Source organism: Virgibacillus doumboii (genome assembly GCF_902806455.1).
Taxonomy (GTDB): domain Bacteria; phylum Bacillota; class Bacilli; order Bacillales; family Amphibacillaceae; genus Lentibacillus; species Lentibacillus doumboii.
Window position 1 is genome coordinate 1998734 of sequence record NZ_CADCWQ010000001.1, and the last position, 15753, is coordinate 2014486.

15 protein-coding genes are annotated in these 15753 nt (G+C 39.3%); 3 read left to right on the forward strand and 12 right to left on the reverse strand.

Annotation, left to right across the window (positions count from 1 at the left end):
• The first annotated feature begins 50 nt into the window (after positions 1 to 50).
• Positions 51 to 275 carry a DUF1128 domain-containing protein gene (locus tag G6R02_RS09735; RefSeq protein WP_164669033.1) on the forward strand — a complete coding sequence of 75 codons (225 nt, stop codon included), beginning with the start codon at positions 51 to 53 and terminating at the stop codon, positions 273 to 275.
• Between the two features lie 679 nt (positions 276 to 954).
• Here G6R02_RS09735 and rnc read toward each other — a convergent pair.
• The 9 genes from rnc to sdaAB form a co-directional block, all read right to left on the reverse strand.
• Entirely contained in the window at positions 955 to 1638 is a 684-nt protein-coding gene (rnc, locus tag G6R02_RS09740) for a ribonuclease III (protein WP_164669034.1), read from the reverse strand.
• A gap of 107 nt (positions 1639 to 1745) precedes the next feature.
• Complete coding sequence (acpP, locus tag G6R02_RS09745; protein WP_164669035.1) at positions 1746 to 1982, reverse strand: acyl carrier protein; 237 nt, start codon at positions 1980 to 1982, stop codon at positions 1746 to 1748.
• Between the two features lie 50 nt (positions 1983 to 2032).
• Positions 2033 to 2773 carry a 3-oxoacyl-[acyl-carrier-protein] reductase gene (fabG, locus tag G6R02_RS09750; protein WP_164669036.1) on the reverse strand — a complete coding sequence of 247 codons (741 nt, stop codon included), beginning with the start codon at positions 2771 to 2773 and terminating at the stop codon, positions 2033 to 2035.
• Between the two features lie 39 nt (positions 2774 to 2812).
• Positions 2813 to 3751, reverse strand: a complete 939-nt coding sequence (fabD, locus tag G6R02_RS09755) for an ACP S-malonyltransferase (RefSeq protein WP_164669037.1) — start codon at positions 3749 to 3751, stop codon at positions 2813 to 2815.
• Positions 3748 to 4755 carry a phosphate acyltransferase PlsX gene (gene plsX / locus G6R02_RS09760; protein WP_164669038.1) on the reverse strand — a complete coding sequence of 336 codons (1008 nt, stop codon included), beginning with the start codon at positions 4753 to 4755 and terminating at the stop codon, positions 3748 to 3750. The genes fabD and plsX overlap by 4 nt, the downstream gene beginning before the upstream one ends.
• Positions 4739 to 5332 (reverse strand): transcription factor FapR, encoded by a 594-nt coding sequence (gene fapR / locus G6R02_RS09765; RefSeq protein WP_164669039.1) that lies wholly within the window; start codon positions 5330 to 5332, stop codon positions 4739 to 4741. The genes plsX and fapR overlap by 17 nt, the downstream gene beginning before the upstream one ends.
• 103 nt (positions 5333 to 5435) lie before the next feature.
• A complete protein-coding gene (gene recG / locus G6R02_RS09770; RefSeq protein ID WP_164669040.1) occupies positions 5436 to 7469 on the reverse strand; it encodes an ATP-dependent DNA helicase RecG in 2034 nt (677 codons plus the stop codon).
• A 15-nt stretch (positions 7470 to 7484) separates the two neighbouring features.
• Positions 7485 to 8363 (reverse strand): L-serine ammonia-lyase, iron-sulfur-dependent, subunit alpha, encoded by an 879-nt coding sequence (sdaAA, locus tag G6R02_RS09775; protein WP_164669041.1) that lies wholly within the window; start codon positions 8361 to 8363, stop codon positions 7485 to 7487.
• Between the two features lie 30 nt (positions 8364 to 8393).
• On the reverse strand, positions 8394 to 9056 hold the full coding sequence (sdaAB, locus tag G6R02_RS09780; RefSeq protein WP_164669042.1) for an L-serine ammonia-lyase, iron-sulfur-dependent subunit beta: 663 nt from the start codon (positions 9054 to 9056) through the stop codon (positions 8394 to 8396).
• A 201-nt stretch (positions 9057 to 9257) separates the two neighbouring features.
• On the opposite strand from sdaAB, the gene G6R02_RS09785 reads away from it, so the two are divergent.
• Both G6R02_RS09785 and G6R02_RS09790 read left to right on the forward strand, forming a co-directional pair.
• Positions 9258 to 10301 carry a F0F1 ATP synthase subunit beta gene (locus G6R02_RS09785; protein WP_164669043.1) on the forward strand — a complete coding sequence of 348 codons (1044 nt, stop codon included), beginning with the start codon at positions 9258 to 9260 and terminating at the stop codon, positions 10299 to 10301.
• A 393-nt stretch (positions 10302 to 10694) separates the two neighbouring features.
• Complete coding sequence (locus G6R02_RS09790; RefSeq protein WP_164669044.1) at positions 10695 to 11978, forward strand: NCS2 family permease; 1284 nt, start codon at positions 10695 to 10697, stop codon at positions 11976 to 11978.
• A 421-nt stretch (positions 11979 to 12399) separates the two neighbouring features.
• Here G6R02_RS09790 and G6R02_RS09795 read toward each other — a convergent pair whose 3' ends face one another.
• The 3 genes from G6R02_RS09795 to G6R02_RS09805 form a co-directional block, all read right to left on the reverse strand.
• The gene (locus tag G6R02_RS09795) at positions 12400 to 12861 is read right to left on the reverse strand and encodes a GNAT family N-acetyltransferase (RefSeq protein ID WP_164669045.1); all 462 of its coding nucleotides are present in this window, start codon (positions 12859 to 12861) and stop codon (positions 12400 to 12402) included.
• A 643-nt stretch (positions 12862 to 13504) separates the two neighbouring features.
• Positions 13505 to 14674, reverse strand: coding sequence for a toxic anion resistance protein (locus tag G6R02_RS09800; RefSeq protein ID WP_164669046.1), 1170 nt, complete (start codon positions 14672 to 14674; stop codon positions 13505 to 13507).
• Between the two features lie 17 nt (positions 14675 to 14691).
• Complete coding sequence (locus tag G6R02_RS09805; protein WP_246202540.1) at positions 14692 to 15318, reverse strand: 5-bromo-4-chloroindolyl phosphate hydrolysis family protein; 627 nt, start codon at positions 15316 to 15318, stop codon at positions 14692 to 14694.
• Positions 15319 to 15753 lie beyond the last annotated feature (435 nt).

Consider the following 15753-nt stretch of genomic DNA (forward strand, 5'->3'; position numbering starts at 1 on the left):
CAAAAGAAGGCATATCAAGTACATAATTGATATTTAAGTGAGGTGTTCGAATGAATTTGGAGAATCCGTCAAAAGAAAATCTGGAATATATCCTGAATGAACTGGCTGAAAAGCTGAATGTTGTAAACCGTGAGATTATGGACCCGGAAGATTATGATTTGGACAAATACGAAGAAATAAAGTTTATGTATGACATGATAATACAGAAGGGACAATTAAGCGCTTCGGAGACACAGGCATTTATTGATGAGTTGCGGTCTGTGAGGAAGTCGTGAAACTGATGGCTAAACTACTGGCATACCAACGCTATGGCGGTTGGTGTGCTTTTATATTTATAGCTTTGCACGATTCTCAAATTTTCGGATAACAAGCTGAATTGGACATTTATTCCATTATCTGTGAAAAAAACACCATTTGGCAAGTTTGCGGACATCTGTTCCGTTATCTGTCTAAAGTTCATGTTTTATAGGAAATAAAGGAATAAAACCCCGCCAAATGTGCAAAAGTCGTGTATTTCATAGAAATAGGGGAAGAAATATCAGCTTAATTAAGTAAAAGGCTTTCTGATTGTAAGTTCCCCAAGGAAGAATTAACCATTTCTTAAAATCAGACTTTAATCCTGAGCACCAATTTATAAAATAGCGTTACTAGAATCCGTTTGCCCGAATTTGCCGGTTCCTGATTCCGTTATTTCAGTTAAATCCCTTGTTTGAAGGGTGATTTCGGATCCTCATTCCGCTATTTGTCCAATTCAACTTCATTTTCCATAGATTTTGCGTGATTAGCGGAACCAGAATCCGCTTCACTCCATTTATAGTGGCATTTCCAAGCTTTAGCAGAACCAGGATCCGTTTTGCTATCTAATCCTCAGCCTGTATCACTCAATCCTCTTCACAAAGTTGAATTATAATATAAAAAAGGCAGGTGCTTTCTTAAGCACACAGCCCTTTTAATCTAACCACCAATCTGATCCAGCGCATCCTTAGCTGCGCGCTGTTCTGCTTCTTTCTTCGTATGACCAACACCATTGCCGGACACATCTCCATTTATAACAACCTGAGCGACAAACTCTTTGTCATGAGATGGGCCTTTTTCATCCACAATTACATATTCAATACTGTGATTGCGGTTCTGCTGGACATGTTCCTGCAACAGGCTTTTATAATCCATCGCATGCGAAAAAACACCAGTTGATATTTTCGGATAAACATACTTTTTCAGGAATTGAATAACGACGTCGAAACCCTGGTCAAGGTACAGTGCTCCAAGAAATGCTTCAAATACATCTGCCAGTATTGCCGGACGTTCCCGGCCACCCGACTGTTCTTCTCCCCTGCCAAGCAAAAGATGGTCACCAAAATTCAATTCACGAGAAAATGCTTCCAATGAGGGTTCACAGACAATCGAAGCACGTAATTTCGTCAAGTCGCCTTCTTCCATGCTGTTCTTTTGCCTGTATAAGTACTGAGAAACACCCAACTCTAATACAGCATCACCTAGAAATTCCAAGCGTTCATTATCCGAAAAGTTTTTATCCCGATGCTCATTCACATAAGATGAATGGGTAAAAGCTTGCTTCAGCAAATCATGATCATTGAACGTAATATCAAGCTGCATTTCTAATCGTGTAATATCCATATCAATTTATCACCACACAGTAATAAGAATTAGATTCATTTTACAAAAGATGAAGTGGGTTGTAAATAAACAGAAAGCCTCGCACTCACGCGAGACTTTCAATAGTATTAGGACTGTGTGCTGTTTATGTAATTTACAGCATCACCCACTGTATTAATTTTTTCAGCTTCTTCGTCAGCTATTTCCATATCAAATTCGTCCTCAAGTTCCATAACAAGCTCAACCACATCAAGTGAATCTGCTTCCAGGTCATCTTTGAAAGAGGCTTCCATTGTCACCTTGGATTCTTCTACATCAAGGCGATCAACGATGATATTTTTTACACGATCAAATACGTCTGCCACAATACTTCACCTCCCTTCAATAGGTTTTTGCCCGGACGTCCGGATTCGTCTTACATCACCATTCCACCATCAATGTGAATTGTCTGGCCGGTAATGTAATTTGCATCCTCTGACGCGAGGAAACGGACAACTTTTGCGACATCTTCCGGTTGACCCAGTTTACCTAGAGGAATTAGATCAAGCATACCTTTTTGCTGTTCATCCGTCAGTTCATCGGTCATATCTGTTGAAATAAATCCTGGTGCAACTGCATTAACTAAAATATTGCGGGAGGCAAACTCTTTGGCTGTTGATTTTGTCATGCCGATGACGCCCGCTTTAGCGGCAACATAATTAGCTTGCCCAGGATTCCCGCTGACACCAACAATTGATGCAACGTTAATGATTCTGCCGCCTTTTTGCTTCATCATCTGTCTTGATACAGCTTTTGTACACTGAAATACACCTTTAAGGTTTGTATTGATAACCTGGTCGAACTCCTCTTCTTTCATTCGCATCAGCAGGTTATCTCTAGTAATCCCTGCATTATTAACCAGAATATCCAGGCTGCCAAATTCATTAACGACTGCTTTCATCATTGGTTTGGCATCATCAGCATTTGCAACATCAGCCTGTACCTTAAATGATTTTACACCCAATTGCTCAATTTCTTCAACAACTGCCTGTGCTTTGTCCTCACTGCCAGCATAATTGACGGCAACATTTGCACCTTGCTTTGCTAACTCAAGCGCAATGGAACGTCCGATCCCTCTGGAAGCACCGGTTACCAAAGCATTTTTTCCTTGCAGCATATATTCTCCTCCCTTCATTTTAGAATAAAAAGCCTGTCCTTAATTCCCACGATACCATTCGATAAATTCATTCAATGACTCTGGGTCCTGGATGGCAAATGTTTTTGCTTTACGGTCGATTTTTCTTACCAATCCGCTTAATACCTTTCCACTGCCAACTTCAACAAATGCATCCACACCTTCATTAAGCATATTTCTGATGGATTCTTCAAATCGAACCGGTGAATACAGTTGTTTAATTAACAGGTCTTTCACTTCATTTTTAGCAGTTGCCGGTTGAGCCGTTACATTCGCATATACAGGCATATTGGCATCATAAAAATTAATAGCATTTAATTCCTTGGAAAACTGCTCATTTGCCGGTTTCATCAGTCTGGAGTGGAATGGCCCACTTACGTTCAGTGGAAGAACACGTTTTGCACCTTTTTCTTTTAACAGCGTTTCTGCTTTGTCAATTCCCTCTTTAGAACCTGAAATAACAATCTGTCCAGGACAATTCAGATTCGCGATATCGACAACTTCATCCTCAGACAATCCTTGTAGAGCTTGTTCGATATCCTCCTGTGACATACCTAATACTGCAGCCATCGAGCCTTTACCTTTTGGAAAAGCTTCTTCCATTAGTCTGCCGCGTGTAGCAACAAGCGGAAGGGCTTCTTCAAAAGAGATTGCCCCGGCTGCAACAAGTGCACTGTATTCTCCGAGACTATGACCAACCGCCATCGCCGGCTGGATTTCTTCTTTTTCCAATAGTGTATGTACTGCAATACTTGATAATAACAGTGCCGGCTGGGCATTTTCTGTTTCCGTTAACTCGTTCTTAGGTCCATCAAACATAAGCTTTGTCAGATCTGTCCCCGTAAGCTCATCTGCCTTCTGAAATAAATCCTGTATTTCAGGGTAACCGTCGTAAAAATCTTTTCCCATTCCGACTGCCTGTGATCCCTGCCCCGGAAACATAAAAGCTACGCGTTTCATTCGTTTTCCTCCTTGTCCAAATCAATTGTTTCCATTGTCGATTTAATTGTATCAGTCACATTAAACTCAACCATATGTGCCGCTTGTTTAATGGCATTAAAAACAGCTCTGCTATTGGATGAACCGTGTGCTTTGATTACTGGAGCAGCCAGGCCAAACAACCCTGCACCGCCATATTCGGAATAATCCAATTTACTTTGCAATCCCTTTAAATCACTTTTCACCATTCCTGCAGCAATTTTCGTTTTGAACGATGACATAAATGTTTCTTTTAACATGGAAAACATTGTCATGGCTGTTCCTTCAATCGTTTTGAGCGCAATATTTCCACTAAACCCGTCTGTCACGACTACATCGGCAGCGCCTGATAATATATCTCGTGCTTCTACATTACCAATAAAGTTGATTGGTGCTTCCTGTAGTTGATTGAACGCTTTTTTGGTAAGCTCATTTCCTTTACCATCTTCCGTCCCAACATTCAGAAGCCCGACTGTCGGGTTATTAACCGAGCGGACTTTTTCTGTGTAGATGGAGCCCATGACGGCATATTGAACAAGATTGTGTGCTTTTGCATCTACATTGGCACCAACGTCCAGCAGTAAAAAGCCTTTCCCGTCAATGGTAGGCAATGTTGGACTTAATGCCGGGCGATCAACACCGGTAATTCGTCCGACTACAAATAGCCCCGCACTCATGAGAGCGCCGGTATTTCCGGCTGAAATACATGCGTCAGCTCTATTCTCTTTCACTTCCTTCGCCGTCAGGACCAGTGAGGAATTTTTCTTTCTTCGTACTGCACGTACAGGTTCATCATCACTTGTAATAACCTCATCCGTATGAATAACATCAATATTTTTCGAATCGGTCAAATATTCCTTTATTTTTTTCTCATCACCAATTAACGTTATCTTTAATTTATCAATCCGGGAAACAGCATCCATTGCACCAAGGACAATTTCCTTAGGAGCATGATCGCCTCCCATGGCATCAATTGCTATTTTCATTTGGATTTTCCCCTTTTTGATCGTTTGAGCGGTACATATGAAACAATCCGGTAAATACTTTTTCATTGTCAACAAAACTATTCACCCGGACAATTGTTAGTCCTTTATCATTTTCACCTTCAACGATTGCTTTTGCAACAACACGCTCACCCTCTTTTACCTGTCGGGTAAATTTCAATTCTGATTTCGCTGTTAATGCCAGCTCATCATTAATCACTGCGACAGCAAGTGAGTTTGCCTGGGCAAACAAATGATGTCCCCGAGCTATTTTGTTTCTTGAAAATACGTGCTCCTTCTGAATAACAAGGATGGAAATAGCCCGCTTATCCAATTCCAGATCAATTACTTCACCGATAACTTCATCCAATGGAAGTGCTTTAACGGTCTCATTCCACTGATATGCTGCAACCGATTTTATTCGTTCACGGAGTTCCGGAATGGACAATTCCATCCGATCGAGTCGAATTGTTTGAATACTGACACTGAATATTTTTGCTAAGTCTTCATCTGTTACAAAAGGGGTATCTTCAATCGTTTCTTTCAATAATCGTTGCCGTTCCACTTTACTTACCTTCATTTTTACAGCACCATCCATACGAGATAATAGTATTACTTGTTAATACTAGGACTTGGTACTAATAGTAATATATAATACCACGTCTAAATATGCAAGCAGACAATCAATCAAGTTTGTCGTGAAGAAATGCATCATTATCAAGGAGAATGCGCAGTTGATAAAAATCATCATGCTCCTCCAGCAGATTCTTTTCAATGATTTCCTGTGCATCCTGACGGGCCGTTTCCAATGCCCGATAATCATGAATCATATCGGCTACTTTAAAATCAGGCAGTCCACTCTGTTTCTTGCCAAAAAAATCACCCGGACCACGCAGTTTTAAATCCTGTTCCGACAATTCAAAGCCATTATTGGTTTCACTCATGATCCGCATCCGTTCTTTACCTGTCTCGCCTTTTGGGTCGGCGATTAAAATACAATAGCTTTGCTTGTCACCCCGGCCAACTCGACCTCTCAGCTGATGTAACTGAGATAAACCAAAGCGTTCAGCATCATAAATTACCATAATTGTTGCATTTGGAACATTGACACCTACTTCCACAACAGTTGTCGAAACTAAAACCTGCACTTCATTTGCAGCAAACTGTTTCATGATTCTATCTTTTTCATCGGTTGAAAGTCTGCCATGCATAAGCCCAACATTTAAATTTGTTCCATAAAATTCTTCCAGTTGGTGGTAAAGATCAACTGCATTCTGAATATCAAGTTTATCCGATTCTTCAATTAACGGGCAAATGACGTAAGCCTGTTCCCCATTTGCAGCTCGCTTCTCAATAAATTGCAGCACCCGCTCCAATGTATTTTCTTTCGCCCAGTATGTTTCAATTTCTTTTCGTCCTGAAGGCATTTCATCAATTACAGATACATCCATATCACCAAACGCTGTAATCGCGAGAGTACGCGGAATCGGCGTTGCTGTCATAAACAATACGTCCGGATTGAGTCCCTTATCACGTAAAATACGCCGTTGTTGTACCCCAAACCGGTGCTGTTCATCAACAATAGCAAAGCCAAGGTTATCAAAAATCACATCGTCCTGTATTAACGCATGGGTTCCGATTACGATGTTTACCTCATGGTTTTCGATGGCAGCAGTGAGTTCTTTCCGTCTTTTACCTTTTACTGAACCAGTCAGTAATACAATATTTGCATTATTACCAAATAATTCCGTAAGTGACTGATAATGCTGTTCAGCCAATATTTCAGTCGGCACCATTAATGCAGCCTGTTTACCTGCAGTTACAGCCGCGTACATACATATTGCCGCAACAGCTGTCTTTCCGGAACCTACATCACCCTGGAGAAGCCGGTTCATCCGATACGGGGATTTCATATCTGCCAGTATTTGATTTAACGATTTTTGCTGGGCATTTGTTAAAGTGAACGGAAATGAATCAATGAAATCCTGAAGGTGCTTAGGATTATAGTGCTGAGCATTTCCAGCGGTTGATTCTCGTTTTATTTTTCTTAATAACTGCATTTTAAGCTGAAATAACAAAAACTCTTCATATGTAAAACGTCGTCTTGCATGTTTAAGGTCAACTCTGCTTTTAGGAAAATGCATCGTTTTGAATGCATGATCCCTTGAAGGAAGTTTATAAGATTCCAAATACTGACTTGGCAATATCTCATCGATTTCACCAGCATAATCATTTATTGCTGTCTTTACAGCTTTTTTCAATTTATAGTTTGTCACATCACCCTTTAACGAATACATTGGCTGGATTTCCGCCTGCTCTGCTGCAGGGCCTTTTTTATAGTTGCTGACCGTGATCTGCAGCCGATGTGCATCCCATTTACCGGTTAGTGTTACGGTATCACCAGCATTTAGTTGTTTTTTGGCAAATGAGCGGTTAAACATAACCGCTTTAACCGCAACATTCTCCACTTCCACGTTGAATACAAGGCGTGACTTTTTCTTCCCATAAAAAGTGAGGGAAGGCTCGTTAACTACCCTTCCCTCGATAGTGACTTTATCTTCATGAATCAATTCGCTGAGCGGCTTGATTTCAAAGACATCGTAACGGTAGGGAAAATAATCCAGCAAATCACCTACAGTATGAATTCTCATTTCTGCCAGACTTTCAGCGAATTTACTGCCTACCCCTTTTACTTGTGTTACGGCTTCACTTAGCATATCGAATCACTCTTTCTATTGAACGGACATTCCAAATATTTTCTCTTTTAGCAGACGTCCTGTTGGAGTATCCGCGAGTCCGCCTTCACCTGTCTCACGAAGACTTGATGGCATTTGTTTACCTATTCGATACATCGCACCAATTACTTCATCACACGGAATTCTGCTCGTTACACCGGCAAGCGCCATGTCAGCTGACACGATTGCAAGCGATGACCCGCCAGCATTCCGTTTAACACAAGGCACTTCAACAAGTCCTGCAACAGGGTCACAAACAAGTCCAAGCATGTTTTTCAGTGTCATGGCGAATGCTTCTGCCGACTGCTGTGGTGTACCACCTGCCATTTCCACGATTGCTGCAGATGCCATTGCCCCGGCTGATCCAACTTCCGCCTGACAGCCACCCGCAGCACCGGAAATAAAGGAGTTATTCGCAACAACGAATCCAAATGCGCCTGATGTAAATAAATAGCGTACCATCTGTTCCCGTGTCGGATTCAACTGCTCTTTAACAGCAAATAACGTTCCCGGAACACAACCGGCACTTCCGGCTGTAGGCGTAGCACAGATTGTTCCCATTGCGGCATTAACCTCATTTGTTCCCATCGCTTTACTTACCGCATCCATCATCAGGTTTCCGGAAAGCGGCGTCTTTTTTTTCATATAGGTTTGAATCTTTACTGCGTCACCACCGGTTAACCCAGTAACAGATTCCACACCTTTCAGACTATCCTCAATAGCTTTCTCCATTACTTCCAGGTTCTTTTCCATATCAGCGAAAACTTCTTCTCGTGACTTTTCTTTCACATCCATTTCCTGCTGAATCATTACTTCTGAAATTAATATATTTTCTTTTTCTGCTATTTCCACTAACTCTGCAACCGATCGAAACATGATAAAACTCCTCTCCTGAAGTAAAAGTTATCAGCTTACGATTTTAGATATTTGAATAATATGTGCCGCATTTTCTAATTCTTTCAAAATATCATCTTCCACATTTTGGTCGACTTCGATAACCATTAACGCTTCTTTGCCGACATCTTTCCGGTTCACTTCCATATGTCCGATGTTAATTTCATATTTTGCCAGAATCTCAGTTACGGATGCTATTGCACCGAAACGATCATTGTGCATGATTAAGATTGCCGGATGATTCCCGGATAGGCGCAGTTCAAACCCGTTCAATTCGGTGATTTCAATTTTTCCACCACCAACTGAAATACCAACTAATTCAATCTGATCTGTATCCTTACCAATAATCAACCGTGCTGTATTAGGATGATCAGTCCCTGCACTTTCCTCAATAAATTCAACATCGATATATTTTTCATTTGCCGTTTCCAGCGCCTTGCTCATCCGCGGATCATCAGTTTCATATCCCAGCAAGCCACCGACTATAGCAAAATCGGTACCATGACCTTTATACGTTTTGGCAAAAGACTCGTATAAATGAATCCGCGCCCACTTGGGTTCTTTTCCAAATAAATTTCGTGCAGCCTTACCAATTCTGGCTGCTCCTGCTGTATGTGAACTTGACGGACCAATCATAACCGGTCCGATAATATCAAAGACTGAATTATACTTCACGTACGAACACCGCCTTTAGTATAGTTAACTCACTACCGTACATTATAACAAAAAGCGGTTTAATAATCATTCTATTATCGGTAGTTTAACAGTATTTCATCAGTTTATATATCTTAAAGTAATTATTTTTACTTTATAAAGTAAAAATATGTTGCATTCAAACGTAATATAAATTACTATATAAAGTAAGGAGGTGATTACATGGAAAATCTTAGCTTGAATGTTTCATTACTGCGAAGAAGTGTACCTAATTTGACAAGTGCTGCCAAGTCTGTCGGATTACGACCTGCAACGGTTTCCAACCTGTGTACCGGCAAAATTCCAGTAGGCCGGGCTGAAGTGCGTACGTTAGTTTCCTTGGCATCACTGGCTGAGTGCAGTTTGGATGAATTAATTATCAGAGGGGAGACTGTTGAAATGATTGAAACAAAAATCAAAACGATCGATTTGTTTGCACCACTTGCCAAAGGCGGAACAGTGGGACTGGTATCAAGACCTGGCATGGGACAGCTTGTTGTAATTACGGAACTGTTTTACCGCCTGCAAAAGGATGGATTTGTAACGGTATTACTCAAACCAGAAGGCGATTACCCGGAAATCAGTGATATTCTTGAACATGTGGACATTGTGGCAACCACAATTGAAGATGCCTATGAAAAAATGGCAGCCGAGGGAACAGATAAAGAGATAGCATTTGCAGCGGATCGAAGTCATGTGCTGACCGGAAAGGTTTATGAATTACAGGAAAGGCTGCAAAATATCAGCGTTCAGAGCGTCACTACATTTTTAGTAGACCTCAAAGGTGATGTTGTCGATGAGGAACTTCCTTATGGACCATTGGAAACATTGTGGCGCTTTGATGCGGACCTGTCCGCAAGATATAAATTTCCAGCAGTTAATCCGGTCTATTCCACATCATCCGTTTTGGAAGGAGCGTACACTGATCAAAACCATTTCACAACACAGCAGCGGGCAAAAAAATTACTGCGCAGATTCCATGAATTACGGTCAGTCGTAAATGTTCGCGGATTGGAAAGCATTCCGAAATCAGAATTAACCACCTACAAACGCGGTGAACGGTTGGAAGCTTATTTAACCCAACCATTTTATGTAGCGGAGGAATTGACTGGGCAACAAGGAGAAGCTGTTAGCCTAAACGTCACAATTAATGACGTCAAAAAAATTCTGGACGGCAGTGCTGACTCAAAAGACGTTGATGAGCTAACCTATATTGGCAAGTTATAAAACCTCTTAAATCAAGAATATATTTTGGGCATGAATTCTTTTGGATGCATACAGTATGTAGAGATTCCACACAAGAACCAAAAATATCATGCCCTCCTTAATAGTAATTAAGTTTTAATCCCCAAATAATATTCAACAGAATCAAAATCATAAAGATCGCTTTCGCTAATAAACTATTTAAGCAAATGATTGTGACCACAACCGGTATAACAAGTATTCGGTCAACAAGTGACATCGTAATACGATAGACTATACCTCTTACAAGAATTTTTACGTTTCAATCGGTATATTTTATAAAATTGACTTTCACATAAATCGTCTCTATAATTATCACTTGTGGATTATTTAAAATAATCGGGCGGGAGAGGGACAGCAAGAATATGAGGAGATAACATGCCTGATAACGATAACATCGGCAGATTAAACGCTGCTGGTGATTGGCGTACGGAAATTATCGCCGGGTTAGTAGGCTATCTTACTACAGTTTATATTGTTGCAGTAAACGGATCGATTCTCTGTGAGGCAGGAATCTCACTGGAAAGTGGAATGATTGCAACAATACTGGCAAGTTTTGCAGGAACGATATTAATGGGACTTTATGCTAGAATGCCGCTCATTTTAATTCCTGGAATGGGAATCAATGCGTTATTTGCATATTCCATTGTTGAAGGCACTGGTCTTTCATTTCAGGAAGCGTTAGCCGTCATACTGGTCGCTTCGCTGTTGTTCCTGCTAACGGCATTCACAAAGCTTGGTACCATCTTAAAACAGGCCATACCTGAATCGTTAAAACATGCGATTACCGTCGGACTTGGCTTTTTCCTGATTTTGATTGGTCTTGAAAAAAGTGGCCTTATTGTCAGGGGTGAGCAAACAATCATAGCAATTGGCGACTTTACATCGCCTGTATTTATTGTCAGTCTGCTTACATTGTTTGTCGCGATATTTTTGTTTATGAAAAATATTCCGGCGAACTTTCTGGTGACAATGATAGCCGGAACTATTTTTGCCTACTTTTTTGGTATACTTGATACTTCAAAAAGCTCTATCAATATCAATGTGGAAGATATGCTGTTTGTCCCTTCTTTTACAGCATTGAATGAACTGGGCTTTTGGCTGGCAGTTTTTCCGTTGACCATCATTCTCGTTTTTGAGAATATGGGTTTGTTGCACGGACAGCTTCACATGTTAAACCGGCAAAATAGTTACAACAAGGCATACCAGGTTACGGCCTTTTCATCATTGATGTCTGCATTTTTCGGTACATCACCAACTGTTTCTGCAGCAGAAAATGCGGCGGTATTAACATCAGGCGGCAAAACAGCAAAAGCCGCGATTACAGCGGGACTGCTGTTCTTGGCTACACTATTTATCATTCCGTGGATTTCCATGATACCGAACACAGCTATTAGTCCCATATTGATTATTGTTGGTGTATTAATGGCCCAGAACATCCGTCATGTCCCATTGGATGATTTATCAGAAGCTTTACCGGCCTTTCTGATTGTTGCGATGATACCATTCACATACAGTATAGCTGATGGAATGGCTTTCGGATTTATCGCATATCCGATTGTAAAACTGGCTTTAGGTAAGCAAAAAGAATTACCAGTAGTATTACTGATAATTTCAGGATTGTTTCTTTTTCATTTTGTTATGAAAATAATTGGGATATAATTTAATATTTGATTGATTACCAACTAAAAAATTCTTCATCGCTCGGATGAGGAATTTTTTTATTGTCCAAAATAAAGGACATATGTTCAAACTTTTATGCTATTGATTGGTTTGGATAATGTTGTATTAAAATTGATTCTATTATTAAATGTATAATTACATTAAATAAATCGAGGTGGTTATGAATGACTGCTGATGAGATAATGAAAGCAATCGAGGAAATGGATAACGGTGAACGGATAAAATTACTCAATATGTTATTTGATAATTATTTGATAGCAGACCTCCAAAAGAGCAAATAATTAAAGAGAAAGAAGAAATATTTTGGGGTATTGAAGATGGATTGGATATCTTGATTAAAAACATCATCCGTCATATATTATCCACCGCCCGCATTTCTTCAACTCTACTCCCCATTGCCTCAAGAAGGAAAATATTCCATAGGCTCCGTACAATGAACATAACCATTTTTCTTATAATAATTAATAGATTCATCACTTGGCCATACAATAACAAATTCATAATTGTTTTCTTTTATCCACTTATTTATTGAACTTAATATTTTACTACCAATACCTTTATTTCGATATTCTGGAACCGTATATACGTTTGTCATATAAGCAAATGGATATGTTATCCTGCCAGGACGTGGTACTTTATGTATCAATTCTATGTATATATGCGAAACGACTTTATCATTATCCTCCGCTACCCAAATAAACCATTGCCCACTATTAAGTGCATTCCCCAAAAAAAGTTGGCATTCCTTTTCAAAATCATCGAATGATTCATCTTTTTTACTTTCATCGTATTCTATTGTAAAATCCCATCTCATTCTTATTAATTCCTTGATGTCTTTTGATTCAGCAAGTCTTATATTCATCTGAAATCCTCTCCTGCATATTAAATAATGCTTCCATTGATTTTCCTATTTCCTCTTTGCATACCCAATTTCAGAATAACTTTTTGAATACCTGAAAACTTTCCTCAGCAAATCTGGCCCTACAATGGCAAATAGAGCATTAGGACTATTATGAATTGGAGGAAATGGATGATATTCTTTTTAAGCTAGATCCGAAACTGAGTAAGAAGATTGAACATATAAAAGTAATAATTATGATATGGGGGAAAGCCGCACAAATAAATTATTCTCCTTTCAAAATCTATCGATAGAAAGTAAATTTTTTAGTGTTAACGGTTTCAACCTTTTCATCAAACTCCTTCTTACTTCACAAAATCCCCTTACAGAAAGGACGCTAACCCTGCCAATTTATTTAAAGACACCTTTAATTTGTGATTTCCAGTCTTCTAAGGCATCTTCGTGTTGCTTTGCAAACATGATGGTATCCGTTCCAAAGGGAAATATTTTAAGTCCAAAGTCTCAACACCATCTACTTTGAGTTCATCGTCAGCACTTGAAACCAGGATTGTACATCCTCTATATTAATGATCTCACCCATCGAGGATGACTCTTAACTTGTATCTTATTATGATCTACTTGATACATTTTCTATCTGTTTTTTACTCTATGAACGATTGTTTCCGAGTTCCAGGAGTTTTTGTTTCATTTCATACTCCATCCCTGTTATTTCCTCTTCTGCCTGTTTCCGTTTTTCGCGTCCTTCAGTTTGAATACGCATCGTTTCTTCAATGGTTGATAGCAAATTTTCCTGCGTTTTCTTTAATGTTTCTATATCTACCACACCGCGCTCATTTTCTTTTGCAGCTTCAATCGTATTGGTTTTAAGCATGTCCGAATTTTTCAGCAACAATTCATTTGTTGTCTTGGATACTTCTTTCTGAGCCTCCACAGCATTTTGCTGGCGAAGTAACGTAAGTGCAATAGCAATTTGATTTTTCCAAAGCGGAATGGATGTTAAAATCGATGATTGAATTTTCTCCACTAACGCCTGATTGGTATTTTGAATCAAGCGAATTTGCGGGGCGGTTTGCAACGTAATTTGTTTGCTCAGCTTTAAATCATGCAGCCGTTTATCCAGCCGTTCTGCAAATTGCATAACATCATTGACTTCCTGCATATCCATTTGATTTTGAGTCTCTTCAGCTTTTTGTTTTAATTCAGGAATGGTTGTATTGATCAGTTCTTCTTTTTTCACCTCGCCTGCTGCAATATAAACATTTAAGGCATCGAAGTAATCACGGTTTTTATAAAACATTTCCTGCAGCGAATGATTGTCTTTTGTTAATACATCTTTGCTTCGCTCCAATTTAACACTGATCTTATCAATTTGCGCGCCCGTTTTTTGATATTTGGACATTATTTCATTTACTGAACCGGAAACTTTTCCGAAAAAACGGGAAAATAAGCCGCGTTTTTCCGGCTGCAGTTCATCCGGATTGACTTGCTCCAGTCTTTTCATTAAATCCGTTAGGATAGAACCAATGTCACCAACATCTTTATTTTTTACATTATCAAGCATCGAATGGGAAAAATTCATCAGTTTTGACTGCGCTTCTGTTCCATACTCCGTAATAGACTGATAATTTTCAGGATCAATTTGCTCAGACAAATCCATAGCCCTTTTCCGATCCGCTTCACTTAGTGTATCTACTAATTTATTGTCTTTTTCTTCCCCGCTTTCTACCGGTGGTGTTTGCTTTTGATTTTGTTCACCAAATGGGTTTGCTAATAAGTCATCCATTGCATCGCGTTTACGTTCTGTATTTTCACTCATTCCAGCACTCTCCTGTTTTATTTATTCGTATCACTAATCGTACGCTTGGCTGCTTCCATTTCAAAATCCAATACTTCCATATCGTCCCTTAACATATAATGCAAATCGTTATTCACTGTACCGGTTAACATGTGCATCGTATCACGTGTATCGGCCAACGCTTTGGACATTTCAGCATTTTTTGCAGGCTGCTGCTGCAAATAAGTATATTTTTCTGCTATTTCCACAAGAGAGTCCAGGTTTTTATAATAAAATCGTTCTGCCTTGTAGAAACGTTCTGGTTCTTTTTTAGTATTCGCATAAATTTTACGCACGATCTGCATTAATAGTAAATTCTGCTTTGCATCCTGGAAATTCCGTACACGAAATAATGTTTTTTGCAGACGTGAAATTTTCTTTTTTGCTTCCTTTAAATTTCTGGTGATATAGCGGTACTCCCCCACCTTCAATCCACTTCTTTTTATATCTATTCCCCGTTGCACACCTTTAACGGAAAAGAAAACAGCTCCCCGTCCAATGACACCATATAATACGGAAAAGAGGAATCCTTGTTCTAACGCAAAGAAACTGATCAGCCAAATAAAGGAGTAACCAAACAGGCTGCTTATGCTGCGCAATAGGAAAGCTCCCACTTGCTTCATCATTACCACCAACTCCAATTTTTATGAAAAACGGCTTCCTGTGCCGAGTTTTGCTATTATTTAAGAAAAAAAATATTAATATCCGCCCACTTCTATTCAACGGTGCAATACGGCAACTGCCAAAAATGTAAACTTATTACCAATTGCAGTTGAATCAAAAAGCTATATTAAATCTAATACTATAATTATAACATCTAAAGGGAGAAGTTTAACCTATGAATGTAGTAATGAATTCTACGCCCATTTTCATGTAAAAAACTAAAATGACCCATCTTGATTCGCATTGTTAAGAGGCTTTGCGGGTACTGTTAATATTTATTATACTGAAGTTTATCGTGACTTACAGAGGCTTTTAATTGTGTTACCGTTCAGAAAAAAGTATTGAGTTTTTGTTTGAATATCGAACCGTTTTTATTATCTTATATTACTTATAACATA

Excerpts from the sequence above, each read along its gene's own strand:
- G6R02_RS09800 (WP_164669046.1), bottom strand. The coding sequence starts at position 14,674 with ATGAGTGAAAATACAGAACGTAAACGCGATGCAATGGATGACTTATTA.
- sdaAA (WP_164669041.1), bottom strand. The coding sequence starts at position 8,363 with ATGTTTCGATCGGTTGCAGAGTTAGTGGAAATAGCAGAAAAAGAAAAT.
- recG (WP_164669040.1), bottom strand. The coding sequence starts at position 7,469 with ATGCTAAGTGAAGCCGTAACACAAGTAAAAGGGGTAGGCAGTAAATTC.
- G6R02_RS09805 (WP_246202540.1), bottom strand. The coding sequence starts at position 15,318 with ATGATGAAGCAAGTGGGAGCTTTCCTATTGCGCAGCATAAGCAGCCTG.
- fapR (WP_164669039.1), bottom strand. The coding sequence starts at position 5,332 with ATGAAGGTAAGTAAAGTGGAACGGCAACGATTATTGAAAGAAACGATT.
- G6R02_RS09795 (WP_164669045.1), bottom strand. The coding sequence starts at position 12,861 with ATGAATATAAGACTTGCTGAATCAAAAGACATCAAGGAATTAATAAGA.
- G6R02_RS09785 (WP_164669043.1), top strand. The coding sequence starts at position 9,258 with ATGGAAAATCTTAGCTTGAATGTTTCATTACTGCGAAGAAGTGTACCT.
- fabG (WP_164669036.1), bottom strand. The coding sequence starts at position 2,773 with ATGCTGCAAGGAAAAAATGCTTTGGTAACCGGTGCTTCCAGAGGGATC.
- plsX (WP_164669038.1), bottom strand. The coding sequence starts at position 4,755 with ATGAAAATAGCAATTGATGCCATGGGAGGCGATCATGCTCCTAAGGAA.
- G6R02_RS09790 (WP_164669044.1), top strand. The coding sequence starts at position 10,695 with ATGCCTGATAACGATAACATCGGCAGATTAAACGCTGCTGGTGATTGG.
- G6R02_RS09735 (WP_164669033.1), top strand. The coding sequence starts at position 51 with ATGAATTTGGAGAATCCGTCAAAAGAAAATCTGGAATATATCCTGAAT.
- rnc (WP_164669034.1), bottom strand. The coding sequence starts at position 1,638 with ATGGATATTACACGATTAGAAATGCAGCTTGATATTACGTTCAATGAT.
- fabD (WP_164669037.1), bottom strand. The coding sequence starts at position 3,751 with ATGAAACGCGTAGCTTTTATGTTTCCGGGGCAGGGATCACAGGCAGTC.